The organism is Geodermatophilus nigrescens, assembly GCF_900129495.1.
GTDB classification, from domain to species: domain Bacteria; phylum Actinomycetota; class Actinomycetes; order Mycobacteriales; family Geodermatophilaceae; genus Geodermatophilus; species Geodermatophilus nigrescens.
Map to the genome: position 1 here is coordinate 1 of NZ_FQVX01000003.1, position 24,621 is coordinate 24,621.

Below are 24,621 nucleotides of genomic sequence, written 5' to 3' on the forward strand. Positions count from 1 at the left end.
TCGCCGGCACCGCCGGCACCGGCACCACGACCGGCACCACCGGCCGGGACGACCGCGGCTTCGTGCAGAAGGCCAAGGACGCCCTCGACCGCGACAACGACGGCAAGATCGGGCGGTGACGCCCTCCCGCCCGTAGGGGCGGGACGCACCACAGTCGGCGGTGGCCGGCCGGAGACCTCGACTCCCGGCCGGCCACCGTGCTGTCGGGGGACCCCCGGTCGGGGGCGGCCGGCCCCGCGGCCAGGTGGGATGCTCGGCGGCGTGAGCGAGACCACGGCCGCCGTCCTCCGCACCGACGGGCTCCTCGGTAGCCCCGAGGAGCTGGCCGCCGCCCTGCAGGACACCGGCTACCTGCCCGACGAGGGACTGGCGACCGCCGCCTACCTGGCCCTGGTCATGCGCCGCCCGCTGTTCCTCGAGGGCGAGGCCGGCGTCGGCAAGACGGCGCTGGCCCGGGCGCTCGCCCAGGTCACCGGCCGGCCGATCTACCGCCTGCAGTGCTACGAGGGCCTCGAGGCCAGCCAGGCCCTCTACGACTGGGACTTCGGCCGCCAGCTGCTCCACCTGCGCGCCGCCGAGGCCGCGCACGCCACCGGGGACACCCAGGCCCTGGAGGCCTCCCTCTACGACCGCCGCTTCCTCCTCGCCCGGCCGCTGCTGCAGGCGCTCGAGGACTCCCCGAGCGTGCTGCTGGTCGACGAGGTCGACCGCGCCGACGACGAGTTCGAGGCGTTCCTCCTCGAGGTGCTCTCGGACTTCACGATCTCCATCCCCGAGCTCGGCACCGTGCACGCCGACGTCCCGCCGCTGGTCGTGCTCACGTCCAACCGCACCCGCGAGGTGCACGACGCCCTCAAGCGCCGCTGCCTCTACCACTGGCTGCAGCACCCCGACTTCGAGCGCGAGGTCGCCATCCTGCGCACCCGGCTCCCGGAGGTCACCGAGCAGCTCGCCCGCGAGGTGGCCCGGGCGACGGCGAAGCTGCGCAGCCTGGACCTGCTCAAGCCGCCGGGGGTCGCGGAGGCGATGGACTGGGCCAGCGCGCTGCACGCCCTCGGCGCCCGCGACCTCGACCCCGACCTCGCCGCGCGCACCCTCGGGGCGGTGCTCAAGTACCGCGAGGACACCGACCGGGTGCACGCCCTGGCCCGCGGGGCGCTGTTCGGTGGCGGCTGAGCGCGCCGGGGACGTCGTCGGCGTCGTCCTCGGGTTCGCCCGCACGCTGCGCGCCGCCGGCGTGGCCGCCTCGCCCGACCGGGTCGAGGCGATGCTGTCCGCGGTCGCGGCCCTCGACGTCCTCGACGCCACCGCCGTCTACTGGGCCGGCCGCCTGACGCTGTGCTCCGGGCCCGACGACCTCGACCGCTACGACGCCGCGTTCGCCGCCTGGTTCGGCGGGGAGGCGCCCCGGCGCCGGCCCGCGACCGCGCAGGAGCCGCCGCCGCTGGTGTCCACCGCCGCGCCCCTGGAGGAGGGCGGCGGGACGGGGGAGCGGGGCGAGGACCCCGCGGACCTCGCCGTCGCGGCGTCCGGCGACGAGGTGCTGCGCCACCGCGACGTCGCGGACCTGACGCCGGCCGAGCGCGAGCACCTGCGCCGGCTGTTCGCGCTGGTCCGCCCGGCCGCGCCGATGCGGCCGTCCCGGCGGCGGCGCGCGGACACCCACGGCGTGGTGCACCCCGCGCGCACCGTCCGGCGGGCGCTGCGCGACGGCGGCGAGGTCACCCGGCTGATGCACCGGCGGTCCCGGCCCCGGCCGCGGCGGGTGGTGCTGCTGGTCGACGTCTCCGGCTCCATGAGCCCCTACGCCGACGCGCTCATGCGCTTCGCGCACGCGGCGGTGCGCGCCCGGCCGGCGTCCACCGAGGTGTTCACGATCGGCACCCGGCTCACCCGCGTCACCCGGGAGATGCGGCTGCGCGACCCCGACCGGGCGCTGACCGCCAGCGGCGACGCGATCCCCGACTGGTCCGGCGGCACGCGGCTCGGTGAGGTGCTCAAGGCCTTCCTCGACCGGTGGGGGCAGCGCGGCACCGCGCGCGGCGCGATCGTGGTCGTGTGCAGCGACGGGTGGGAGCGGGGCAGCCCCGACCTGCTGCGCGAGCAGATGGCCCGGCTGCGCCGGCTCGCGCACGCCGTCGTCTGGGTCAACCCGCACAAGGGGCGGGCCGGCTACGAGCCGCTCACCGGCGGGATGCAGGCGGCGCTGCCGTCGGTTGACGCGTTCGTGTCGGGCCACAGCCTGGCCGCCTTCGAGGAACTGTCAGGGGTGATCTCGCGTGCGTGAAGTCCTGGACGACCTGGTCGGGTGGTGGCAGGCCGGGGAGACGGTCGGCATGGGGACCGTGGTCGCCACGTGGCGCTCGGCGCCGCGGCCTGCCGGTGCGGCCATGCTCGTCGGCCCCGACGGGACGGCGGTCGGCAGCGTGTCCGGCGGCTGCGTCGAGGGCGCGGTCTACGAGGAGGCCAAGGACGTCGTCGAGTCCGGCGTCCCGACGCTGGAGCGCTACGGCGTCAGCGACGACGACGCGTTCGCCGTCGGGCTGACCTGCGGCGGGATCCTCGACGTCTTCGTCGAGCCGGTGTCGCGCGAGTCGTTCCCCGAGCTCGGGGAGATCGCCGAGTCCGTCGGCCGGCACGAGCCGGTCGCCGTCGTCACGGTGGTCCGCGGGCCGGAGGACCGCATCGGCCGGCGGCTGGTGCTCTGGCCCGACCGCAGCTCCGGCACGCTCGGCCTGCAGCGGCTCGACGACGCCGTCGCCGACGACGCCCGCGGCATGCTCGCCGCCGGGCGCACCGGCACGCTGACCTACGGCCACGACGGCGAGCGGCGCGGGGACGAGCTGACGCTGTTCGTCTCCTCCTTCGCCCCGCCGGCGCGGATGGTCGTGTTCGGGGCCATCGACTTCGCTGCCGCCGTCGCGCGGGTGGGCGCCTTCCTCGGCTACCGCGTCACCGTCTGCGACGCCCGCCCGGTGTTCGCCACCGCCCGCCGCTTCCCCGACGCGCACGAGGTCGTCGTCGAGTGGCCGCACCGCTACCTGCAGGCCGAGGTCGACGCCGGCCGGATCGACGAGCGCACCGTGCTGTGCGTGCTCACCCACGACCCGAAGTTCGACGTCCCGCTGCTGGAGGTCGCGCTGCGGCTGCCGGTGGCCTACGTCGGCGCGATGGGCTCGCGGCGAACGCACGACGAGCGGCTGGAGCGGCTGCGCGAGGCCGGGCTGTCCGACGCCGAGCTGGACCGGCTGTCCTCGCCGATCGGCCTGGACCTGGGCGCCCGCACGCCCGAGGAGACCGCCGTGTCCATCGCCGCGGAGGTCATCGCCGGGCGCTGGGGCGGCACGGGGGAGCGGCTGACCGGCACCGAGGGCCCCATCCACCGCACCGCCGAGCGGTGACGGGGCTCCCGCACACCTACGACGTCGAGGTCGTCGGGCTGCTCGTCTCGCCGGTGCACCGCTACGACGGGCGCCCCGCCGGGGCCGTCCCGCCACAGGACGGCGACCGGGTCGGCCGGGTCGAGGTGCGGGCCGGGCACGGCGTCGTCGGCGACCGCTACGCCGGCCGGCCCGCGCACCGCGACGCCGCCGTCACGGTGCTCGCCGCCGAGTCGGTGGAGGCGCTGGCCGCCGAGCTCGGCGCCGGGGCGCTGGACCCGCTGCTCGCCCGCCGCAACGTCGTCCTGCGGGGCGCGGAGGTGGAGGCGCTGCGCGGCGCGGAGTTCTCCCTCGACTGCGGGGAGGGGGTCGTCGTCCTGCGCGGCGGGCGCCCGGCCAACCCCTGCGCGTGGCTGGACACCGTGCTCGCGCCCGGCGCCCACCGCGGCATGCGCGGCCGCGCGGGCGTGCGCTGCGCCCCGCTGACCGACGGCGTCCTGCGGCTCGGCCCGGCGGTGCTGGCGAGCGCGGTGCCGCTGGACCCGGCGCGCGCGGGCGAGGTGCACCGGGTGATGCCCCGCCCCCGCGGCTGAGCATCCCCCCGTCCGGGGGTGGCCCCGGTCACACCGGCGTCACGACGATGGCCCGCGCCGGGAGGTGCCGCCGAGTCGCGGCGGCCGACGACGGGAGGGTCGATGAGGACCAGGGCAGCCGTACTGCGCGACGTCGGGAAGCCGTTCGAGATCACCGAGCTCGAGCTCGACGAACCCAAGGCCGGGGAGGTGCTCATCCGCTACGTCGCCGCCGGCCTGTGCCACTCCGACGAGCACCTGCGGCACGGCGACATCGTCCCCCAGTTCCCCATCGTGGGCGGGCACGAGGGTGCCGGGGTGATCGAGAAGGTGGGCCCGGGCGTGACCCGGCTCCAGCCCGGCGACCACGTCGTCTGCTCGTTCCTGCCGGTGTGCGGGCACTGCCGCTGGTGCTCCACGGGCAAGTCGAACCTCTGCGACATGGGCGCCTCGATCCTGGTCGGCAACCTGCCCGACGGCACGTACCGCTTCCACGACGACGACGGCAACGACTACGGCGGCATGTGCATGCTCGGCACGTTCTCCGAGCGCGCCGTCATCAGCGAGAACTCCGCCGTCAAGGTCGACCCCGACCTGCCGCTGGACAAGGTCGTGCTGATCGGGTGCGGCGTCCCGACCGGCTGGGGGTCGGCGGTGCACGCGGCGGCCACGGAGCCCGGCGACACGATCGTCATCTACGGGATCGGCGGCATCGGGATCAACAGCGTGCAGGGCGCGGCGCTGGCCGGGGCGCGCAACGTCGTCGCCGTCGACCCGCTGCCCAACAAGCGGGAGGCCGCCGAGCAGCTCGGCGCCACGCACAGCTGCGAGACCGCCGAGGAGGCGATGGAGCTCGTCCAGGAGCTGACCCGCGGCGTCGGCGCGGACAAGGCGATCATCACCGTCGGCGTCGTCGACGCGAAGGTCGTCACCGACGCGGTCAACACCATCCGCAAGGGCGGGACGGCGGTGATCACCGGCCTGGCGGACCCCACGAAGAACAACATCGAGCTGTCCAGCTCGCTGCTCACGCTGTTCGAGAAGACCGTGAAGGGCAGCCTGTTCGGCTCGGGCGACCCGTTCCACGACATCCCGAAGATGATCGAGCTGTACCAGTCCGGCGACCTCAAGCTCGACGAGCTGATCACGAAGACGTACACGCTCGACCAGGTCAACGAGGGCTACGAGGACCTGGTCAACGGGAAGAACATCCGCGGCGTCATCGTCTACGACACCCCGCCGCTGGAGGGCGCGCCGGCCTGAGCCGCCCGCCGTCCGCCGACCCGGGACCTGCGCACCCGCCCCCCTCGGGTGCGCAGGTCCCGCACCACGAGAGGAGCCGCGTGAGCGCACCGTCCGCGCCCCACCCGGTCATCGGGCTGCGTCGTGAGCGGGAGGTGCTCACCGTCGCGCTGCGCACCAACCGGCACGTCGTGCTCGAGGGGCCGCCCGGCACGGGCAAGTCCACGCTGCTGCGCTCGATCGCGGCGGAGACCGGCCAGGAGGTCGTGTTCGTCGAGGGCAACGCCGAGCTGACGCCGGCCCGCCTGATCGGCCAGTACGACCCCGCCGCCGTCCTCGCCGACGGCTACGTGCCGGGCAGCTTCACCGACGGGCCGCTGCTGACGGCGATGCGCGGGCACGGGCTGCTGTACCTCGAGGAGCTCAACCGGATCCCCGAGGAGACGCTCAACGTCCTCATCACCGTGCTCACCGAGGGCGAGATCACCGTGCCGCGGCTCGGTCACGTGCGCGCCGCCGCGGGGTTCCGGCTGATCGCGGCGATGAACCCGTTCGACGCGATCGGCACGGCGCGGGTCGGGCAGGCGATCGCCGACCGGATGTGCCGCGTCGTCCTCGGCTACCAGGACGCCGCGGCCGAGCGGGCGATCGTCACCGCGGTGACCGGGGCGCCGCCGGCGCTCATCGGCCTCGCCGTCCGGCTGGTGCGGGCCTCGCGCGAGCACCGCGACGTCCGGATGGGCTCGTCGGTGCGCGGCGCCACCGACCTGGTGCTGCTCCTGGGCGGGCTGCTCGACGTGCGCGGGCAGTCGGGGCTCGGCGCCGAGGGGGCGCGGGAGACCGCCCGGGACGCCGCCTACGCCGCCCTGTCGGGGCGGATCCGCATCGCCGAGGGCGTCGAGCGCACGCCCGAGGCGGTCATCGACGAGATCCTCGACGGCGTCTGGCCACCGGACGGCTCGCCCCCGCCACCCGACGAGCAGCCCCCCGCCGACGCCGCAGGTGGTGACGACCCGGGAAAAGGTGAGGGCCCGCCGGAGTCCCCGGCGGGCCAGGACTCGGCCTCGTCCCTGCGCCGCGACCGCCGCTCCGGGGGCGGGCGCCGGCAGACCAGCCGCCGCGAGATGGCGGCGCGCCACGACGCGTTCGAAGAGGTCAGCCCGGAGGTCGGCGAGCTCGACGAGGAGGCGTTCGCCGCGCTGATGGCCGAGGACGCCGACGCCGCGGCCGCGCTGCTCACCGACCTCGCCGCCGCCACCGACCGGGACCTGCGCTCGGCGGCCCAGCGGCTGGCCGCGCGGGTGTTCGTGCAGGTGGGGCGGGTCGGCCGCGTCCGGACGCGGGGGACGCGGCGGCTGGTGCCCGACCGGCGCGGCGACGGCGACCTAGACCTGGACCGCACGCTCGACCGCTGGGAGGTCGGCTCGCCGCTGGCGCCGGAGGACCTGGTCACGCGCACGTGGACCGGGCACCGGCGCTCGGTGTGCCTGGCCGTGGACACGTCGGGCTCGATGACCGGGCTCGGCGTGGCGATCGCGGCGGTGGCGGCGGCCGGCGTCGTCCTCACCGGCGACGACAAGCTGCGGACCAGCCTGATCACCTTCGGGCGGGAGGTCGACGTCGTGCAGCGGCCGGGGCAGCGGCGGGCCGCGGAGGACGTCGTCACGCACCTGATCGGCCTGCGCGGGCACGGGATGACCGACCTGGCCGGCGCGCTGCGGGCCGCCCGCCGCCAGCTCGACGCCGAGGTGGCCGACGAGCGGCGCGTCGTCCTGCTGTCGGACTGCCTGCACACCACCGGCGACCCGCCGGAGACCGCGCTCGCCGGCCTGGACCGGGTGGACGTGCTGTGCCCGCTGCCGACGGCGGAGGCGGAGGAGGCCGCGCGGGCGCTCGCGGCGCGCGGCGGCGGGAGCGCGCAGATGGTGCGGACGGTGCGCGACCTCGGCCCGGCGCTCACCCGCCTGCTCGGCTGACGGGTCCGCCGGGTGCCAGCCAGTTGATCATCGGATGCGTGCACGGCCGGCCGGCGTGTCGTCGCGTGTCCCGTGCACCGGTCCGATGATCGACGCGAGGAGTGCCTACGGGAGCAGGCCGAGCCTCCGGGCCTGGACGACGGCCTCCAGGCGGGTGTGCGCGTCGAGCTTCGTCATCGCCGAGCCGAGGTAGCTCTTCACCGTCTCCGGGCGCAGCGACAGCCGGGTCGCGGTCTCGCGGTTGCTGCAGCCCAGCGCCACCTGCGTGAGGACGTCGACCTCGCGCGCGGACAGCCGCACGGCGGGCCGGGTCCCGCGCGGGGCGCCCAGCGCCGCGAGCCGCCCGCACGCCGACAGCAGCCGGTCGCGCAGCGCGGCGTCGTCGGTGGCCTGCGCGGCGAGCCGGAGGTCGGCGTGCACCGCGCGCACCTCCTCCCACCGCGCCGGGTCCTCCGCGGCGGACGGGCCGGCCGGGGCGGCGGCCATCAGCGCCACGCGGCGGTCCACCTCGTCGCGGACGGCGAGCTCCGCGCCCATCCGCCCGGCCGCGCGGACCAGCGCGTCGCGCACCCGGTCGCCCACCGAGCCGCCCTCCCGGCTGGCCGCGTACAGCACCGCCCGCGCCCGCCCGTCGACCAGCACCGGCACCGCGGCCACCGTGCGCAGCCCCTCGGCGAGCACCGGCCCGTCGTACTCGTGCGTGATGTCCAGCGCCCGCTCGTAGTCCTCGACGCCGGCCGGACGGCCCTCGCTGAGGACCCGCCCGCCCAGGCCCGCGCCCGTGCGCACCTGCAGCCCGTGCAGGTACCGCGTGCGCCCGCCCACCATCTCCTCGATCCGCATGGCCGCGCCCTGCACCGGGCCGGCGAACACCACGCCCATCCCCGACCGGGCGTGCACCTCGCGGACGGCGGCCCGCAGGACGTCGCGGTCGTCGGGCCGGGCGGTGGCGGGGAGGGACACGGGGGACCTCCTCGGGCAGGGCGGACGGCGGTGACCCGCGTCACGGTAGCGCCGCGGGCGCCGGGGGCCGTCCTCCCCTGCAACGTGCGGCAACGCCCGGCGCGATCGGGGGTGGTGGTGCCGGACGGGCGCGTCCGACCATGCCGGGGCCCACGACCGCACGACCGAGGGAGCCCCCGCATGCCCGGCACCGCCACCACCGCCTACCGGGAGGCCCGCGACCGGCTGCTCGCCCTCCGCGGCGACCCCGCGACGGCGGCCGCCGAGTTCGCGTTCCCGCGGGTGGAGGGCCCGTTCAACTGGGCGGTGGACTGGTTCGACGAGGTCGCCCGCGGCGTGGAGCGGCCCGGGCTGCGCATCACCGAGGAGGACGGCACGAGCGGCAGCTGGTCGTTCGCCGAGCTGTCCCGCCGCTCGGACCAGGTGGCCGCGTGGCTGCGGGAGCGCGGCGTCGGGCGCGGCGACCGCGTCGTCCTCATGCTCGGCAACCAGGTCGAGCTGTGGGAGGCGATGCTCGCGGTGATGAAGCTCGGCGCGGTCATCATGCCGACCACCACCGCGCTCGGCCCCGACGACCTCGCCGACCGGATCGGCCGCGGCGGCGCCCGGCACGTCGTCGTCAACGCCGTCGACGCCGCCAAGTTCGACGCCGTGCCGGGCGACTACGGCCGGATCACCGTGGGCGACGCGCCGTCCGGGTGGGCGCCCTACGCCGACAGCGCCGGCGCCCCCGACGCGCCGCTCGGCCACCCCGGCACCGAACCCGGCGACCCGCTGCTCCTGTACTTCACCAGCGGCACCACCAGCCGGCCCAAGCTGGTCGAGCACACGCAGGTCAGCTACCCGGTTGGGCACCTGTCGACGATGTACTGGCTGGGCCTGCGGCCCGGCGACGTGCACCTCAACATCAGCTCGCCCGGCTGGGCCAAGCACGCGTGGAGCTGCTTCTTCGCCCCGTGGGCCGCCGAGGCCACCGTCGACCTGTTCAACTACACGCGGTTCGACGCCGCGCGCGTCCTCGAGCACGTCCGCGGCACCGGCGTCACCACCTTCTGCGCGCCGCCCACGGTCTGGCGGATGCTCATCCAGGCCGACCTCTCCGGCGGCCCCGGCACGCTGCGCGAGGTGGTCGCCGCCGGCGAGCCGCTCAACCCCGAGGTCATCGAGCAGGTCCGCCGGCACTGGGGGCTCACGCTGCGGGACGGGTACGGGCAGACCGAGACGACGGCGTCGGTGGCCAACGCGCCCGGCGCGGAGGTGCGCCCGGGCTCCATGGGCCGCCCGCTGCCCGGCGTCCCCGTGGTGCTGGTCGACCCGCTCACCGGGCAGCAGGGCAGCGAGGGCGAGATCTGCCTGGACCTCTCGCAGCGGCCGGTCGGGCTGATGACCGGCTACCAGGGCGACCCGGAGCGGGCGGCCGAGGCGATGGCCGGCGGGTACTACCACACCGGCGACGTCGCGACCCGGGACGCCGACGGCTACATCACCTACGTCGGGCGCACCGACGACGTCTTCAAGGCCAGCGACTACAAGATCAGCCCGTTCGAGCTGGAGAGCGTGCTCATCGAGCACCCCGCGGTGGTCGAGGCCGCCGTCGTGCCGGTGCCCGACCCGGTCCGGCTGGCCGTGCCGAAGGCCTACGTGACGCTCGCCCCGGGCTGGGAGGCGGGGCCGGAGACGGCGCTGGCGGTGCTGCGGCACGCGCGCGAGCGGCTGGCGCCCTACCTGCGGGTGCGGCGGATCGAGTTCGCGGAGCTGCCCAAGACGGTCTCGGGGAAGATCCGCCGGGTCGAGCTGCGGCAGCGGGAGGAGCAGGCGGCGCCGGCGGGCACGGGCACCGACTGGGCCGACACCGACTTCCCGGAGCTGCGCGGCACCTGACCCGTCCCCGGACGCGGTCGTGCTCTGCCCACATCCGTGGGCAGAGCACGACCGTGTCGGAGGAGAGGACGGCTCAGCGGTCGGCGTCGGTGTAGACGACCATCCCGCGGATGTTCTTGCCGTCGCGCATGTCCTGGTAGCCCTGGTTGATGTCCTCCAGCTTGTACTTCGTGGTCGCGAGCTCGTCGAGCTTGAGCTGGCCCTCCTGGTAGAGGCTGAGCAGCTCGGGGATCGCCGCCCGCGGCGCCAGCCCGCCGAAGATCGCGCCCTGCAGGTCCTTCTGCAGCAGCGTGAGCTCGAAGAGGCTGAGCTTGACGTCGGTGTTCGCGGCGTTGCCCATGCCGGTGACGACGGCGCGGCCGCCCTTGCCGGTGAGGCTCAGCGCGGTCTGGATGTCCTCGCCCTGGATGTCGCCGACGGTGATGATCGTCTTGTCGGCCATCCGGCCCCAGGTCAGCTCGTTGACCTTCTCGGTGGCCTCCTCGGCCGACTCGAACACGTGCGTCGCGCCGAGGTCCATGGCCCACTCGCGCTTGCGGGCGACCGGCTCGATGACCATGACCCGCTTCGCCCCGGCCGCCGCGGCGCCCTGGACGGCGTTCATGCCGACGCCGCCGGCGCCCATGACGACGACGTTCTCGCCGGGCCGGACGTCGGCGACCTTGGTGGCCGAGCCCCAGCCGGTGGTGACGCCGCAGCCCACCAGCGCGGCGATCTCCAGCGGGATGTCGGGCTCGATCTTCACCACCGACGCCTGGTGCACGGTGATGTAGGGGGAGAACGTGCCGAGCAGGCACATCGGGATGACGTCCTGGCCCTTGGCCTGCACCCGGTAGCTGCCGTCGGAGATCGCGGTGCCGGCCAGCAGGCTGGCGCCGAGGTCGCAGAGGTTCTGCATCCCCTTCGAACACGGCGGGCACTGGCCGCAGGCGGGGATGAAGGCGGTGACGACGTGGTCGCCCTCCTGCAGCCCGGTCACGCCGGGGCCGACCTTGGTGACGACGCCGGAGCCCTCGTGGCCGCCGATGACCGGGTAGAAGGCGACGGGCGTGCCGCCGGTGACCAGGTGCTCGTCGCTGTGGCACAGGCCCGACGCGGCGAGCTGGACCTGGACCTCACCCTCCCTCGGGTCGCCCAGCTCGATCTCCTCGATCGACCAGTCCTCGCCGACGCCCCACAGGATCGCGCCCTTGGTCTTCACCCGGTGTGCCTCCGTCCGTCCGCGCGCGGTCGCCGCCCGTCGCCGTCGACGGGCCGCCGCTGCGACTGTGCGCCGCGCCACAGACTGTGCGCGGCACCGGGTGCCGTCAAGGGGACGCAACCGTTGCGGCGGGCGGCCCTCAGCGGCCGGGGTCGACCGTCACCGAGCTGAACGGCAGGTGCGGCTCGACGGCGGGGAAGACGACGAACAGCAGCAGCGCGCAGGCGGCGAGCGCCAGCAGCAGCGACAGCGCCGCGCGGGTCGCCGTCCCCCCGGGGAGGTGGCGCCAGATCCAGCGGTACACGGCTCAGTCCTCGGTCAGGGCCGGCGGCCCGTCGGGGGCGTCGGCCCGGGTCACGCCCGGGCCCTCCAGCACGGCGTGCACGACCAGGCGCTGCCGCGCCGAGTACCGCGGGTGGCAGGTCGTGAGCGTCAGGTAGGCGCCGGCGGGGGCGGCGTCCGCGGCGCCGCCGGGGACGGGCGCGAGGACGTCGACCCGGTCGGGCGTCACGATCTGCCGCCCGGGGACGCCGTTGGGGTCGGGTGCGGCCAGGTCGTCGCCGGCGCCGAGCACCCGGTAGGTGAACCAGCCGTCGGCCACCTCGACGACGACGGCGTCGCCCGGCCGCAGCGCGTCGAGCTCGAGGAACGGCGAGCCGCGGCCCACGCGGTGGCCGGCGACGGCGAGGTTGCCCTGCTCGCCGGGCATCGCCGTCCCGACGTAGTGGCCCGGGCCCTGGGCGAGCTGGTCCTCGGTGGTGCCCTCGAGCACGACCCGCGACCAGTCCTCGCCCAGGCGCGGTACGTGCAGCACCGCGAACGGCTCGCCCACGCCGGGCGCGGCCGGGGAGGTGGGCGTCCCGACGACGGGCGCGTCCGCACCGGGTGAGCCGCCGGACCACTCGGTGGCCAGCTGGTCGGCGAGCCGGTCCTGGTCGTGCGCGGTGAACAGGCCGGTCACCCACAGCTCGTAGGCGACGAACAGCAGCAGCACGACGCCGGCCGTGACCAGCGTCTGGCCCAGGCCGCTGACGAGGGTGCGCCAGCGCTCTCCGGCGGGCCGGCCGTGGCGGCGCCACTCGCGCGGCGGCGCGGGGGCGGACGTCGGGGCCATGGCGGGACCACGATGCCAGGACGGGCGCCGGCGCCCGGTCCGCGACACTGGGCGGCGTGTCGCAGCTGCCGGTGGTCGTCGTCGGCGCCGGGCCGGTGGGCTGCACCGCGGCGCTGCTGCTCGCGCGGCGGGGGATCGACGTGCTGCTGCTCGAGCGCCGGCCCGCGCCGCCCGCCGTCCCCCGGGCCGTGCACCTCGACGACGAGGCGCTGCGCGCGCTGGCCGACGCCGGGGTCGCGGAGGAGTTCCTCGCCGTCAGCCGGCCGATGGCGGGGCTGCGGCTGCTCGACGCCGGCCACCGGGTGCTCGCCGAGTTCGCCCGCGACCCCGGCGCCGGCCGGCACGGCTGGCCGCAGGCGTCGATGTTCCACCAGCCCGACCTCGAGGCCGTGCTGCGCGCCGCCGTCGACCGGGCGCCGCGGGTCACGCTGCGCGCGCCCGCCGAGGTGACCGGCCTGACGGAGCGGCCGGACCGGTCCGTCACGGTGGCGCTGGCCGGCGGGGCCCGGCTCGACGCCGCGGCCGTGCTCGGCTGCGACGGGGCGCACAGCACGGTGCGGCGGCTGACCGGCGCCCGCATGCGCACCCTCGCCCGGCCCGACCGCTGGCTGGTGGTCGACCTGCGCGCGCCGTCCCCGCTGCCGGTGTGGCCCGGCGTGCACCAGGTCTGCGACCCGGCCCGCGCGGCGACGTTCATGCCGGTCAGCGGCGACCGGTACCGCTTCGAGACCCGGCTGCTCGACGGCGGGACGGCGGCCGCGCTCACCGCGCCGGAGGTGCTGCGGCCGCTGCTGGCGCCGTTCGGGGCCGACGGCGCCGAGGTGGTCCGCGCCGCGGAGTACGTCTACCGCGCGCAGGTGGCCGACCGGTGGCGGCGCGGGCGGGTGCTGCTGGCCGGCGACGCCGCGCACCTGACCCCGCCCTTCGTCGGCCAGGGGCTCGGCCTCGGCCTGCGCGACGTGCACCAGCTCGCGTGGAAGGTCGCCGCCGTCGTCACCGGTGGCGCGGACGACGCGCTGCTCGACACCCACGGCGCCGAGCGGGGGCCGCACGCCCGGGCGCTGGTGCGGATGGCCGCGCTGGTCGGCGGGTTGATGACCGGCGGGGGAGCGGGCGCGGTGCCGGTGCGGCGCGCGGTGCTGGCCGCCGTCGGTCGGGTGCCGGCGCTCGCCGCCTACGCCACCGACAGCCGCACACCGCCGCTGCGCCGCGGGCCGCTGGTCGACCGCGGCGGGCCGGCCGGGCGGCGGCTGGCGGGGACGCTGGTCCCGCGCGCCCGGGTCCGCGTCGACGGCCGGGAGTGCCGGCTCGACGACGTGCTCGGGAGCGGCACCGCGGTGCTGGCCCTGGCGCCGTCCGGTCTCACGCTCACCGCGGGCGGCCGGCGGGCGCTGCTCGACGACGTCGACGGCGCCCTCACCGCCTGGCTGGGCGGGGGCCGGGCCCGCTGGGTCGTCGTCCGTCCCGACCGGGTGGTGAGGGCGGCGGGTTGAGTGGGTACCGGCCCGCCCATGCAGATCGACAAGGCACAGATCCTCCAGCTGCTCCAGTCGCAGGGTGACGACGCCAAGGCGCAGCAGGCCGACCAGGAACTGCCCGGTCAGGTCGACACCGACCAGCACGCCGGCCTCCTCCAGAAGCTCGGCATCGACCCGATGGACCTCATCAAGATGCTCGGCGGGGGTGGTGGCGGCCAGGGCGGCGGCCTCGGCGGCGCCATCGGCGGCATCCTCGGCCGCTGACCCCTCGTGCCCGTCCGCGGGGTGCACCGCGTACCCCGCGGACGGGCACGGTGCGCCGGCGCGGGAGCGCACCGACCCGGCGGGGGCCAGTGGCGCACGAACCTGTGACGGGCGTCACGACGCCGCTATCGTGGGCGGGCCGCCCGAGCCCCGGAGGTCACCGTGCCCGACCGCGCGCCCGTCCCGCCGTCCCTCGCGCGCCGGTGACCGCGGTCCCGCTGCGGGCCGGCCCGCCCGCGATCCGCCTGCCGGTCGGCCCCGGGCCAGCCCGCCGTCCCGTGCCGGTCGCGGGCGCCGGCTTCACGAAGTACCTGGTCCCCGAGGTCGTCTTCGGCTGGGGCGCGCTCGCCGAGGCCGGGCACGCCGCCCGCCGGCTGGGCGCCGTCCGCCCCTTCGTCGTCACCGACGCCGGGCTGGTCGAGGCCGGGTGGCTCGACGAGCTGTCCGCCCACCTCGCCGACGCCGGGCTGCGGCCCACCGTCTGGACCGGCCTCACCCCCAACCCCAAGGACCACGAGGTGGCCGAGGGGGTGCAGCGGTACCGCGAGAGCGGCTGCGACGTCATCGTCGGGCTCGGCGGCGGCTCGGTCATCGACGCGGCCAAGGCCGTCGCCGTCGTCGCGAGCAACGGCGGGTCGATCCTCGACTACGAGGGCGTCGACCGGGTGACCGCGGCCATCCCGCCCACCGTCATGTGCCCGAGCACGGCCGGCACGGGCGCCGACGTCTCGCAGTTCGCCGTCATCACCGACACCCGGCGCCGGCTCAAGGCCACCCTCATCGGCCGCGCGCTGGTCCCCGACATCTCGGTCACCGACCCGCGGCTGCTCACCACGATGCCCGACGACCTCGCCGCGGCCACCGGCCTCGACGCGCTCACGCACGGCATCGAGGCCTACGTCTCCCGCGCCGCCGGCCCGCTCACCGACGTCCACGCGCTGCACGCCGTCCAGCTCATCTGCTCCTCGCTGCGGGACACCGTCACCGGCCCGGTGGACCCCGCCGCCACGACCGGGATGGCGCAGGCCAGCCTCGAGGCGGGGCTGGCGTTCACCAACGCGATCCTCGGCGCGACCCACGCGATGAGCCACCAGGTCGGCGGCCTGCTCGACGTCCCGCACGGCGTCGTCAACGGCGTGCTGCTGCCGCACGTCATCCGGTTCAACGCCCGCGCGGTGCCCGAGCGGTTCGTCCCGGTCGCCCGGGCCATGGGCGTGGACGTCGCCGGGCTGCCCGACGACGTCGCCGCCGAGGAGGCCGCCGACCTGGTGGCCCGGCTCGCCGCCGACCTCGGCTGCCCGAGCCGGCTGTCGCAGCTGGGGGTCAGCGAGGCCGACGTCGAGACCCTGGCGACGACGACCCTCGGCGACGCATGCCTGTCGACCAACCCCCGCGACGCCGACCGCGCGGAGATCGCCGCGCTGTTCCGGACCGCACTGTGAGCGGCCGCCGGCCGTGACGCCCCCCGCGCCCGCACCGGGCATCCCCGAGCTCACCGGCCTGCGCTCGTCGAAGCCCAGCTGGTACGCCGAGTACCGGCAGACGGCCGAGGACCTGCACCGGGCCCTCGACCAGCTCGAGCACGTGGCCTCCGTGTTGTCGGCGACCGGGCAGGGCGCGCAGGCGCTGTGCCGGGCCGTGGTCGACGCGACCGCCGACCAGCTGGACGTCCCCTGGGTGGTGCTCGCCCTGGCCGACGGCGTCCTGCCGCTGGCCTGCCCGAGACTGCTCGGCCGGGGGCCGGCCGGGCACCCGGTCGGCGAGGTCGGCGCGCTGCCGGAGGTGGTCGCCCGGCCGGTGACGGCGGCGCTGTCGGCCGGCGGCACCGAGCCCTGGCAGACGCCCGACGGCGCCGTCGTCGTGCCCCTGGTCGTCGACGGCGACCCGGTGGGCGCGCTGGTCGCCTGCGGCGGGCCGCGCCGCGCGGTGGGCGCGGCCGACCTCGCGATCCTGCGCATCGTGGCCAACCAGTCGGCGGTGGCCCTGCACGCCGACCACCTGCTCGCCCGCTCGGAGTCGCTGCGCCGGCAGACCGAGCGGCTCTACGCCGAGGCCGAGCAGCGGGCGCGCGACCTCGCCGAACGGCACCGCCAGCTCGCGGAGGCCGAGCACGCCCTCGACGTCGCCGCGCAGCGGGAGGCGGTCGACGCCGAGCGGCACCGGATCGCCCGCGAGCTGCACGACAGCGTGGCCCAGCACGTGCTCTCGGCGGGCATGACGATCGAGTGGTGCCGGCCGGAGGTGGCCCACCACGCGGAGGTGCACGAGCGGCTCGGGCACGCCAAGGCCCTCACCCGCGAGGCGGTCGAGCGGCTGCGCGGCGCCATCCACGCGCTGTCGGTGGCCGAGCACGAGGTCCCCGGCCCGGGACTGCCCGGGCTGCTCGACCGGGTGCCGGTCGCGCCGGGCCTGGCCGTCGCGGTGCGGGTGGAGGGCCGGCCCCGGCCGCTGCCGCCCGACGTCGAGCAGGCGCTGTTCCGCATCGCGTCGGAGTGCCTGTCCAACACGGCGCGGCACGCCGGCGCGGCCCGGGCCACCGTGCGGCTGGGCTACCGCCCCGACGGGCTGCGCCTGTCGGTCGCCGACGACGGCACCGGCCACCCCGAGACGCTGCGCCGGGCGCTGCGCGCGGCCGCCCGCCGCGACGACGGCTACCACCGCGGCCTGGTCAACATCGACTCCCGCTGTCGTGAGATCGGCGCTGCGCTGCGCTTCACCCGTGCCCGGCTCGGCGGGGTGCGCGTCGAGGTCCGGCTGCCGCTGCCCCCGGAGGACGCCGGTGGATGACCCGATCCGCCTGGTGATCGTCGACGACCACGCCATCGTCCGGCAGGGCCTGCGCTCGATCCTGGAGCGCGAGCCCGACGTCGAGGTGGTGGGCGAGGCGGCCACCGCGGCCGACGCGCTCGACCTGGTGGCCGCCGTCCGGCCGCACATCGTGCTGCTGGACCTCAAGCTCTCGGCGGGCTCCGACGTGGCCGGGCTCGCGCTGTGCGGCGAGCTCACCGCCCGCGTCCCGGCCCCGGGCGTGCTGGTGGTGACCACGTTCCTCGACGAGCGGCTGCTGCTGGAGGCCATCCAGCGCGGCGCCCGCGGGTACGTGCTCAAGGACGTCGACGCCGTCGCGCTGGTGGCCGCGATCCGCGCCGTCCGCCGCGGGGAGAGCGCCTTCGACAGCCACAGCGCGGCGATGGTGGTGCGCTCCCTGGCCGCCCCGGCGCCGGCGCGGCCGTCGTCGTCGCCGTCGTCGCCGGAGCTCACCGCCCGGGAACGGGAGGTGCTGGCGCTGCTGGCGCGCGGGCTGTCCAACGAGGCGATCGGCCGGGAGCTCTACATCTCCGCGACGACGGCGAAGTTCCACGTCACCAACCTCATGCGCAAGCTGGCGGTCTCCCGGCGGGCCGAGGCCGTCTACGCCGGGTCGAAGCTCGGCCTCATCTGACGGCCGGGCGGGACCACCGGGGACCCCTTACGGTGTGACGCACGTCACTCGGACGGGGGACACCGCCAGGAGCCGCCATGACCTCCACCAGCTCGCCCCGAGCGGGACGCCGCCGGGCCCTCCTGGCCGCCGCCGTCGGCGTCCTCGTCCTCGGGGCGGCCCCCGCGGCGGCGAACGCCCCCGCCGGAGGCCCGCCGGAGGGCGCGGACCAGGCGCCCGGGTACCCGGGTGAGGCGGCCGACTGGTCGCCGGGGGACAAGGACGGCTTCGGGACGGCGATCGGCGCCCTCGACAGCACCGCCTGGTACACGCTGAACGACGGGACGCTGAGCGAGGTCTTCGCCCCGCGGATCGACACCCCGAGCTCCCGCGACACCCAGTTCGTCGTCTCCGACGGCGCCACCTTCGCCGAGCGCGAGGACGAGGCGACCGACTCCGTCGTCGAGCTCGTCGACGAGCGGGCGCTGGTGTACCGCCAGGTCAACACCGCCACCAGCGGCCGCTACCGGATCACCAAGACCTACACCACCGACCCCGACCGGTCCGCGGTGCTCGTGGACGTGCGGTTCGAGTCCCTCGACGGGCAGCCCTACGACGTCTACCTGCTGCACGACGCCGCCCTCGGGCTCAACGCCAACGACGACACCGGCCGCTCCGACGGCGGGCGGCTGCTGGCCACCGACGGCGCGCTGAGCAGCGCCGTCGTCACCTCCACCGGCCTGACCGACACCTCCACCGGCTACCTCGAGCGCAGCGACGGCTGGGCCGACCTGCGCGACGACTTCGTGCTCGACGACGCGTGGGAGGCGCGGACCCCCGGCAACGTGGTGCAGATCGGGCGGACCGCCCTCACCGGGGTCGCGGGCGGGCAGGACCTGACCCTCGCCCTCGGCTTCGGGACGACCGAGGACGACGCCGCGCAGGCCGCCGACGCCGCGCTCGACCGCGGCTTCGACGACGCGCTGGCCGCCTACAGCGAGGGCTGGCACGGCTACCTCGACGGCCTGGCGCCCGTGCCGGCCAGCGCCGGGCAGTGGCGCACGGAGTACCTCGTCTCGGCGATGGTCGTCGCGGCCAGCGAGGACAAGACCTTCCGCGGCGGGTTCATCGCCTCCCCGGGCAAGCCGTGGGCCTGGGCGAACGAGCTGCAGCACTTCCCCGTGTACCACCAGGTCTGGTCCCGGGACCTGTACCAGCACGCGACCGCCCTGATCGCGATGGGCGACGAGGCGGCCGCCGAGCGGGCGCTGGACCACCTGTGGACGGTCCAGCAACGTCCCGACGGGTCGTTCCCGCAGAACGCCCGGCTCGACGGCGAGGCCGTCTTCGGCGGGCTGCAGATGGACGAGGTCGCGCTGCCGATCGTGCTGGCCTGGCAGCTCGGCCGCACCGGCCCTGAGGACTGGGAGCGGGTGCGGCTGTCGGCGGACTTCATCGTGGCCGAGGGCCCGGACACCGAGCAGGAGCGCTGGGAGAACCTGGCCGGCTGGTCGCCCAACACCATCGCGGCCGAGATCGCGGGCCTGGTCACCGCGGCCGACATCGCCCGCGACAACGGCGACGACGCCCGCGCGGGCACCTACCTGGCCACCGCCGACGACTGGCGGGCGCGGCTGGCCGAGTGGACGGTGACGACCACCGGCCCGCTCTCGCCCGAGCCGTACTACCTGCGCATCACCGACGACGGGGACGCCGACGCCGGCACGCAGATCCAGATCGCCGACGGCGGCCCGCTGGTCGACCAGCGCGAGGTGCTCGACCCGAGCTTCCTCGACCTGGTGCGGCTCGGGATCGTGCCGGCCGACGACCCGGTCGTGGCGAACACCCTGCGCCTGGTCGACGAGCAGCTGGGCTACGACACCGCCAACGGGCGGTTCTGGCACCGGTCGAGCTTCGACGGGTACGGCGAGCGGGCCGACGGGACGCAGTGGGAACCGGTGGACCCCGGCTCGCGCGAGACCATCGGCCGCGGGTGGCCGCTGCTGACCGGCGAGCGCGGCGAGTTCGAGCTGGCCCTCGGCGGCGACGCCGCGGCGACCGCCCAGGAACGGCTGGACACGATGGCCCGTGCGGCCGACGACGAGTCGTTCTTCATGGCTGAGCAGGTCTGGGACGACCAGCCGCCGTCCGCGGAGGGGACGGAGTTCGTGCCCGGCGAGCCGACGTTCTCCGCCACGCCCCTGTCGTGGACGCACGGCGGGTTCGTCCGGCTGGCGCACGCCGTCGACGCCGGCCGCCCGGTGGACACCCCCGCCGTCGTGGCCTGCCACTTCGGCACGTCCCTCTGCCCGGACTGACCCGGGCCGTGCACGTCCGCGGAGACGCCCGGGGCGTCTCCGCGGACGTGCACGACCTCAGGCCTCGGCGACGCGCTTGATCGCCGCGAGCGTGGCCGGGATGCCCTCCCGCGCGGCGCGGATGCGGGCCTGCACCTGGGCCGGGGCCTCGTCGGCGCCGTAGCGCTCGGTCATGAAGGCGATGCCGTCCGGGAGGAACGCCCACGTCTCGGTGAGCCGCGTGCCGCCCTCGACCGGCTCGAGCACGTAGCCCCAGCGGGCGCGCGAGCCACCGACCAGCCAGGCGAAATCCCGGCCGCGGTCGGCGACGTCCACCCGGCTGCGGGTCTCCCAGGTCCGCTCCGGCGTGACGTTCCGGCCGGTGAACCAGTCGCCGGCCCGGCCGGTGGCGCCCTCGTCCCACCAGCAGGCCACGCAGACGGGGCTCCACTCGCCGGTGCGGGTCACGTCGCTGACCAGGTCGTACAGCGCCTCCGGGGAGGCGGCGACGACGACGGAGTCCGAGTGCGTCAGGTCGGTCACGCGGTGCAGTCTGCCGTCAGCGCCGGGAGGCGCGGGTGACCACGTCGGTCGCCCAGCTCTCCAGCCCGCTGTGGTCGCGGATGACCTCCACCCGGTCGCAGTGCTCGGCGTAGGCCGGCAGGTCGCAGCCGCCCAGCGCCCAGGAGTACCGCGGCTCGGGGGTCAGCCAGATCGTCTCGCGCACCCGCCGGGTCAGGTCGGCGAAGACGTCGAGGCGCGGGGCGTTGCCGTTGCCGCGGCCGTCGCCGAGGACGAGCAGCGTCGAGCGGCGGCTGAAGGCGCCGGAGTGGTCGGCGGCCAGCCGGGCGAACACCGTGCCGTAGTCGCTGGAGGCGTCGACGTCGATCACGTCCCCGCCGAACACCAGCCCGAGGGCGTGCTCGAGCGGGTGCTCGTCGAACAGGTCGGTGATCTCGACGACGTCGTCGACGAAGGCGAACGTGCGCACCTGCGCGAACAGGTCCTGCAGGGCGTGGACGACGTGCAGGCTGAAGCGCGCCGCCGTCCGCACCGACAGGCTGACGTCGGCGACCACGACCAGGCGCGGCTTGTCCTCCGCCAGCCGGGTGGTGACCGGCCGGAACGGGACGCCGTCGTAGCGCAGGTTGCGGCGCATCGTGCGGGAGACGTCGACCCGCCCGCGCGGGGACTGGCGCTTGCGGTGGGTGAGCCCGCCGTGCAGCGAGCCGGCCAGCCGGCGCAGCGAGTCCTCGATCCGCGCCCGCTCGGCCTCGGTGATCCGCTCCACCGGTGCCCGCGCGAGCTCGCGCTCCTCGACTGCCAGGTCGGTCAGCTCCGCCAGCTTCTGCAGATGCGCGGCCAGCAGCTCGGGCAGGTCCTCGATGACCCCGGCCAGCGAGCGGCGCAGCAGCTCGGCGAGCTCCGGGTCGAGGTCGTCGACCGGGTCGGCCAGCCAGTTCCGCAGGGCCTGCTGCTGGGCGACGGTGAGCTCGAGGTCCAGCGGGGTGCCGCCGGCGCGCACCAGGTCACCGGGCAGCCCCGGGTCGTGCAGCCGGGACACCTCCAGCTGCACCTGCTGCGCGTCGTCGGCCGGGCCCGCCGGGCTCTCCGAGGACAGCACGATCTGCTGGGTCAGCGAGGCCAGGTCGAGCTTGTTCGCCTCCTGGTGCAGGTTGTACTGCGCGGCCAGGTCCTCGGGCCGGAAGAAGTCGCGGATGTCGACCGGCTTGCCGTGGCTGTGCCCCTCCTGGACGTCGGTGGGCGGCTCGGCCGACCAGGTCATCCGGGTGAGCTCGCCGGTGTCCTCGAGGTCGTCGTGCGCGTGCCCGTGCTCCTCCTCGGCGGGCACCACCGGCCGGAGCGTGAAGAAGCGGTCGAAGGTGTCGGCGAAGACCTCGGCGTCGCGGCGGTCCTTGAGCAGCGCGGCGCCGAGGGCGGCCTCCAGCGCGTCGCGGTCGCCGACCCGCACCGCGGCCGCCGCCTCGAAGGCGTCGATCGCCTCCGCCGTGGAGATCCGCATGCCGCGCAGCCGCAGCAGCCGGACGAACCGGTGCAGGGCGTCCTCCACGTCAGACCGGCCGGCGCCGTGCGCCGCCCCGGGAGCCGGCGGGGAACGAGCGCGCCCCCTGACCGGTGCCCACCTGCCGCCGCGGCGCCGGCTCCGGGACCTCGGCCGACCCCTGCTGGCCGTAGTAGTTGCGGTCGTGGCGGCCGGGGCGGTCCTTGGCGGCGCGGGCCCGCCGGCCGTCGTCGTCGGGGTGCTCGTGGTCGTGGGGGTGCGGGTGGTCGTGGTCGTGCGTGTGCCCGCCGTGGGTGTGCCCGCCGTGCGAGTGGCTGTGCCCGAGCGAGGCCGGGACCTCGGCGTTGGGGTCGACCAGCCGGGGCAGCGCCTCGCGGGAGCGCTGCACGTCGCGCTCGTACTTCGCGACGACGGAGACGGTGTCCGACAGCACCTCGGCGGTCAGCTCGGACACGCCGAGCACCGCGAGCGTGCGCGCCCAGTCGATGGTCTCGGAGATGCTCGGGGCCTTGCGGAGGTCCAGGCCGCGCAGCCCGCGGACGATCTCGACCAGCCGGCGGGCCGTTGCCTCGGCGAGACCGGTGCGCTTGGAGCGCAGGATCTCCAGCTCGCGGTCGGCGTCGGGGTACTCGAGGAACAGGTGCAGGCAGCGGCGCTTGAGCGCGGCCGACAGGTCGCGGGTGTTGTTGCTGGTCAGGACGACGTAGGGCGGCTGCTGCGCGACGAAGGTGCCGATCTCGGGCACCGACACCTGGTACTCGGCGAGCATCTCCAGCAGCACGGCCTCCAGCGCCTCGTCGGCGCGGTCCACCTCGTCGACGAGCAGCACCACCGGCTCGGGCGAGCGCACCGCCTCCAGCAGCGGCCGGGGCGCGAGGAAGCGCTCGTTGAAGAACGCACTGTCCGCGCCGGCCACCCGCTCCACGGCCGCCTCCAGCGTGTCGGCGTCGGCCAGCAGCTGGGCGGTGCGCTCGCGCAGGATCTGCGTGTAGAGCAGCTGCTTGCCGTAGTCCCACTCGTAGAGGGCCTTGGTCTCGTCCTGGCCCTCGTAGCACTGCAGGCGCAGCAGCCGGCGACCCGTGGCGGCGGCCAGCGTCTTGGCCAGCTCGGTCTTGCCGACCCCGGCCGGGCCCTCGAGCAGCAGCGGCTTGGCCAGCCGGGTCATGACGAAGGTCGTCGTCGCCAGGCGGCGGTCGGTGACGTACCCCTGCCCGGCGAAGGCGCGGGCGACGTCGTCGGGGTCGGCGAAGACCCCCGGCGCCGGGTCGGGGTGGACGGGCTGCACGGTCAACACGGCTCCAGGGAGGGCAGGGGAGGGCAGACGGCGGAGGGGCGGGGCGACGTCGCGTCGCCCCGCCCCCGCAGGGCCGGTCAGGACAGCAGGTCGTCGAGGTCGCCGTTCATCGAGTGCTCGACGACGGGGCGCACGGTCTCGAACGTGCACTCCTTGGCGTTGCCGGGCGTGCAGGCGTCGCCGAGCACGTGCCGGGTGATCCGGTCGACGTCGGCGTCGTCGCCGGTGATCACCGTGGCCTTCTCGTAGAACGCGGTCGGGCCCTGGCCCAGCCGGTTCTTCGAGTAGCTGTCCTGGGTGACGTCGGTGAACCGCTCCGGGATGCCGACGTCGCGCAGCAGCCGGATCGCCGCGGCCAGAGCGGCGTCGGCGGCCTGCGGGGCGGTCATGCCGTGGGTGTCCACGCCCATGGCCTCGGCGATGTCGGCGAAGCGCTGGTAGTGGGTGGGCATGTTGAACGCCCAGACGCGGGGCAGCGCGATGGCGTTGTTGAGGCCGTGGTGGGTGTCGTAGAAGGCGCTCACCGCGTGGCTGATCGAGTGGATGATCCCCAGGCCGCCGGAGTTGAACGCCTGCGCGGCGATGTACTGGGCGTACATCATCCCCTGCCGGCCGCCGAGGTCCTGGCCGTTCCACACCGCCTGGCGCAGGTGCTGAGCGGTCAGCTTGATCGCGTACAGGGCGTTGCCCAGCGACGGCGGGAAGTCCAGCCGGGAGACGTAGGGCTCGCTGGCGTGCGCGAGGACGTCGAACCCGCACTGGGCGGTGTAGTCGATCGGGCAGTCGTAGTAGAGGACCGGGTCGTCGATCGCCAGCGTGGCCAGGCAGTGGTCGTCGAACGCCACGTACTTGTGCGGGTTGTCCGGGTCGGTCGTGGTGTCGGTGATGACGTAGGCCCACGAGGTCTCCGACCCGGTGCCGGCCGTCGTGGAGACGGCGATGTGCGGCGGGTTCCTCGGGTTCTCCGACTGGTTGAAGCCCTCGAACTCGTTGACGCTGCGGCCGTCGTGGGCCACCGAGATGCGCGCGCCCTTGCAGGCGTCGTGGCTGGAGCCGCCGCCGATGGAGACGAAGCTGTCGCACTGGTTCTCCTGGTACAGCGCGACGGCGTCCATGACGTTGTAGTCCTTGGGGTTGGACTCCACCTTGTCGTAGACCACGACCTCCAGCCCGTGATAGCGCATCGAGCCGGCGATCTTCTCCACGATGTCCGAGCCGCGCAGGCCCGACGTCATGATCAGCGTCTTCTTGAAGCCGAGCTTGAGCGCCTCCGGGCCGATGATCTCGTGGGCGCCGGGGCCCATGAGTGCCCGCGGGAACGGGTGGAACTCCTTGATGGGGAACGGCCTGAGGAGTTCTTCGACCTGCATGGGAGGGGTCCTTCCGTCTGCCAGGGGGAGCCGTCGGCGCACGCTATGAGCGGCGGTCCACCGACGGGCAGGGGCGGCGGGACGGAACCGGCCGACCGGAGGAGCAGGTCCGGCCACCCGGCCAGGCCCACCTGCCCGACCGGAG

The 24,621-nt window shown here is 75.8% G+C and carries 21 protein-coding genes; 13 read left to right on the forward strand and 8 right to left on the reverse strand.

Annotation, left to right across the window (positions count from 1 at the left end; translation table 11 throughout):
- Positions 1-261 precede the first annotated feature (261 nt).
- From BUE37_RS13640 to BUE37_RS23380, 6 genes are all read left to right on the forward strand, one after another.
- Positions 262-1,176 (forward strand): AAA family ATPase, encoded by a 915-nt coding sequence (locus BUE37_RS13640; RefSeq protein ID WP_217651266.1) that lies wholly within the window; start codon positions 262-264, stop codon positions 1,174-1,176.
- Positions 1,166-2,287 carry a vWA domain-containing protein gene (locus tag BUE37_RS13645; protein ID WP_073420850.1) on the forward strand — a complete coding sequence of 374 codons (1,122 nt, stop codon included), beginning with the start codon at positions 1,166-1,168 and terminating at the stop codon, positions 2,285-2,287. The genes BUE37_RS13640 and BUE37_RS13645 overlap by 11 nt, the downstream gene beginning before the upstream one ends.
- Positions 2,280-3,401 (forward strand): XdhC family protein, encoded by a 1,122-nt coding sequence (locus BUE37_RS13650; RefSeq protein WP_073420851.1) that lies wholly within the window; start codon positions 2,280-2,282, stop codon positions 3,399-3,401. Before BUE37_RS13645 ends, BUE37_RS13650 begins: the two co-directional genes overlap by 8 nt.
- Positions 3,398-3,973 (forward strand): MOSC domain-containing protein, encoded by a 576-nt coding sequence (locus BUE37_RS13655; RefSeq protein ID WP_073420852.1) that lies wholly within the window; start codon positions 3,398-3,400, stop codon positions 3,971-3,973. Before BUE37_RS13650 ends, BUE37_RS13655 begins: the two co-directional genes overlap by 4 nt.
- A 102-nt stretch (positions 3,974-4,075) precedes the next feature.
- Complete coding sequence (locus BUE37_RS13660; protein ID WP_073420853.1) at positions 4,076-5,215, forward strand: NDMA-dependent alcohol dehydrogenase; 1,140 nt, start codon at positions 4,076-4,078, stop codon at positions 5,213-5,215.
- Positions 5,216-5,295: 80 nt separating this feature from the next.
- A complete protein-coding gene (locus BUE37_RS23380) occupies positions 5,296-7,170 on the forward strand; it encodes an AAA family ATPase (RefSeq protein WP_073420854.1) in 1,875 nt (624 codons plus the stop codon).
- 105 nt (positions 7,171-7,275) lie between these two features.
- On the opposite strand, the gene BUE37_RS13670 is transcribed toward BUE37_RS23380, so the two are convergent.
- Positions 7,276-8,133: a helix-turn-helix transcriptional regulator gene (locus BUE37_RS13670; protein WP_073420855.1), complete on the reverse strand. Its 858-nt coding sequence runs from the start codon at positions 8,131-8,133 to the stop codon at positions 7,276-7,278.
- A gap of 180 nt (positions 8,134-8,313) precedes the next feature.
- Between BUE37_RS13670 and BUE37_RS13675 the strand changes: the two genes are divergently transcribed.
- Entirely contained in the window at positions 8,314-10,014 is a 1,701-nt protein-coding gene (locus BUE37_RS13675; RefSeq protein ID WP_073420856.1) for an AMP-binding protein, read from the forward strand.
- Between the two features lie 73 nt (positions 10,015-10,087).
- On the opposite strand, the gene BUE37_RS13680 is transcribed toward BUE37_RS13675, so the two are convergent.
- From BUE37_RS13680 to BUE37_RS13685, 3 genes are all read right to left on the reverse strand, one after another.
- On the reverse strand, positions 10,088-11,215 hold the full coding sequence (locus BUE37_RS13680) for an NDMA-dependent alcohol dehydrogenase (RefSeq protein ID WP_073420857.1): 1,128 nt from the start codon (positions 11,213-11,215) through the stop codon (positions 10,088-10,090).
- 139 nt (positions 11,216-11,354) lie between these two features.
- A complete protein-coding gene (locus BUE37_RS23900; RefSeq protein ID WP_175562890.1) occupies positions 11,355-11,519 on the reverse strand; it encodes a hypothetical protein in 165 nt (54 codons plus the stop codon).
- A 3-nt stretch (positions 11,520-11,522) separates the two neighbouring features.
- On the reverse strand, positions 11,523-12,329 hold the full coding sequence (locus BUE37_RS13685) for a class E sortase (RefSeq protein ID WP_083628686.1): 807 nt from the start codon (positions 12,327-12,329) through the stop codon (positions 11,523-11,525).
- Between the two features lie 56 nt (positions 12,330-12,385).
- Between BUE37_RS13685 and BUE37_RS13690 the strand changes: the two genes are divergently transcribed.
- The 6 genes from BUE37_RS13690 to BUE37_RS13715 all read left to right on the forward strand — a co-directional run bounded on the left by BUE37_RS13690 (position 12,386) and on the right by BUE37_RS13715 (position 19,810).
- On the forward strand, positions 12,386-13,822 hold the full coding sequence (locus tag BUE37_RS13690) for a bifunctional 3-(3-hydroxy-phenyl)propionate/3-hydroxycinnamic acid hydroxylase (protein WP_073420858.1): 1,437 nt from the start codon (positions 12,386-12,388) through the stop codon (positions 13,820-13,822).
- Positions 13,823-13,840: 18 nt separating this feature from the next.
- Positions 13,841-14,071, forward strand: coding sequence for a hypothetical protein (locus tag BUE37_RS13695; protein ID WP_073420859.1), 231 nt, complete (start codon positions 13,841-13,843; stop codon positions 14,069-14,071).
- 278 nt (positions 14,072-14,349) lie between these two features.
- The gene (locus BUE37_RS13700; RefSeq protein ID WP_073421855.1) at positions 14,350-15,513 is read left to right on the forward strand and encodes an iron-containing alcohol dehydrogenase; all 1,164 of its coding nucleotides are present in this window, start codon (positions 14,350-14,352) and stop codon (positions 15,511-15,513) included.
- 13 nt (positions 15,514-15,526) lie between these two features.
- The gene (locus tag BUE37_RS13705) at positions 15,527-16,858 is read left to right on the forward strand and encodes a GAF domain-containing sensor histidine kinase (RefSeq protein ID WP_073420860.1); all 1,332 of its coding nucleotides are present in this window, start codon (positions 15,527-15,529) and stop codon (positions 16,856-16,858) included.
- Positions 16,851-17,513, forward strand: a complete 663-nt coding sequence (locus BUE37_RS13710) for a MadR family response regulator transcription factor (protein WP_175562891.1) — start codon at positions 16,851-16,853, stop codon at positions 17,511-17,513. The genes BUE37_RS13705 and BUE37_RS13710 overlap by 8 nt, the downstream gene beginning before the upstream one ends.
- A 77-nt stretch (positions 17,514-17,590) precedes the next feature.
- Positions 17,591-19,810, forward strand: coding sequence for a glycoside hydrolase family 15 protein (locus BUE37_RS13715; RefSeq protein ID WP_073420862.1), 2,220 nt, complete (start codon positions 17,591-17,593; stop codon positions 19,808-19,810).
- 57 nt (positions 19,811-19,867) lie between these two features.
- On the opposite strand, the gene BUE37_RS13720 is transcribed toward BUE37_RS13715, so the two are convergent.
- The 4 genes from BUE37_RS13720 to mdo form a co-directional block, all read right to left on the reverse strand.
- A complete protein-coding gene (locus BUE37_RS13720) occupies positions 19,868-20,332 on the reverse strand; it encodes an SRPBCC family protein (protein WP_073420863.1) in 465 nt (154 codons plus the stop codon).
- Positions 20,333-20,348: 16 nt separating this feature from the next.
- On the reverse strand, positions 20,349-21,860 hold the full coding sequence (locus tag BUE37_RS13725) for a VWA domain-containing protein (RefSeq protein ID WP_073420864.1): 1,512 nt from the start codon (positions 21,858-21,860) through the stop codon (positions 20,349-20,351).
- A gap of 1 nt (position 21,861) precedes the next feature.
- Positions 21,862-23,106, reverse strand: coding sequence for an AAA family ATPase (locus tag BUE37_RS13730; RefSeq protein WP_245794608.1), 1,245 nt, complete (start codon positions 23,104-23,106; stop codon positions 21,862-21,864).
- A gap of 77 nt (positions 23,107-23,183) precedes the next feature.
- Positions 23,184-24,476, reverse strand: a complete 1,293-nt coding sequence (mdo, locus tag BUE37_RS13735; RefSeq protein ID WP_073420866.1) for an NDMA-dependent methanol dehydrogenase — start codon at positions 24,474-24,476, stop codon at positions 23,184-23,186.
- Positions 24,477-24,621 lie beyond the last annotated feature (145 nt).

Bases quoted from the DNA above. Each gene is read 5' to 3' on its own strand.
- BUE37_RS13660 (WP_073420853.1), top strand. From the start codon at position 4,076: ATGAGGACCAGGGCAGCCGTACTGCGCGACGTCGGGAAGCCGTTCGAG.
- BUE37_RS13675 (WP_073420856.1), top strand. From the start codon at position 8,314: ATGCCCGGCACCGCCACCACCGCCTACCGGGAGGCCCGCGACCGGCTG.
- BUE37_RS13685 (WP_083628686.1), bottom strand. From the start codon at position 12,329: ATGGCCCCGACGTCCGCCCCCGCGCCGCCGCGCGAGTGGCGCCGCCAC.
- BUE37_RS13695 (WP_073420859.1), top strand. From the start codon at position 13,841: ATGCAGATCGACAAGGCACAGATCCTCCAGCTGCTCCAGTCGCAGGGT.
- BUE37_RS13715 (WP_073420862.1), top strand. From the start codon at position 17,591: ATGACCTCCACCAGCTCGCCCCGAGCGGGACGCCGCCGGGCCCTCCTG.
- mdo (WP_073420866.1), bottom strand. From the start codon at position 24,476: ATGCAGGTCGAAGAACTCCTCAGGCCGTTCCCCATCAAGGAGTTCCAC.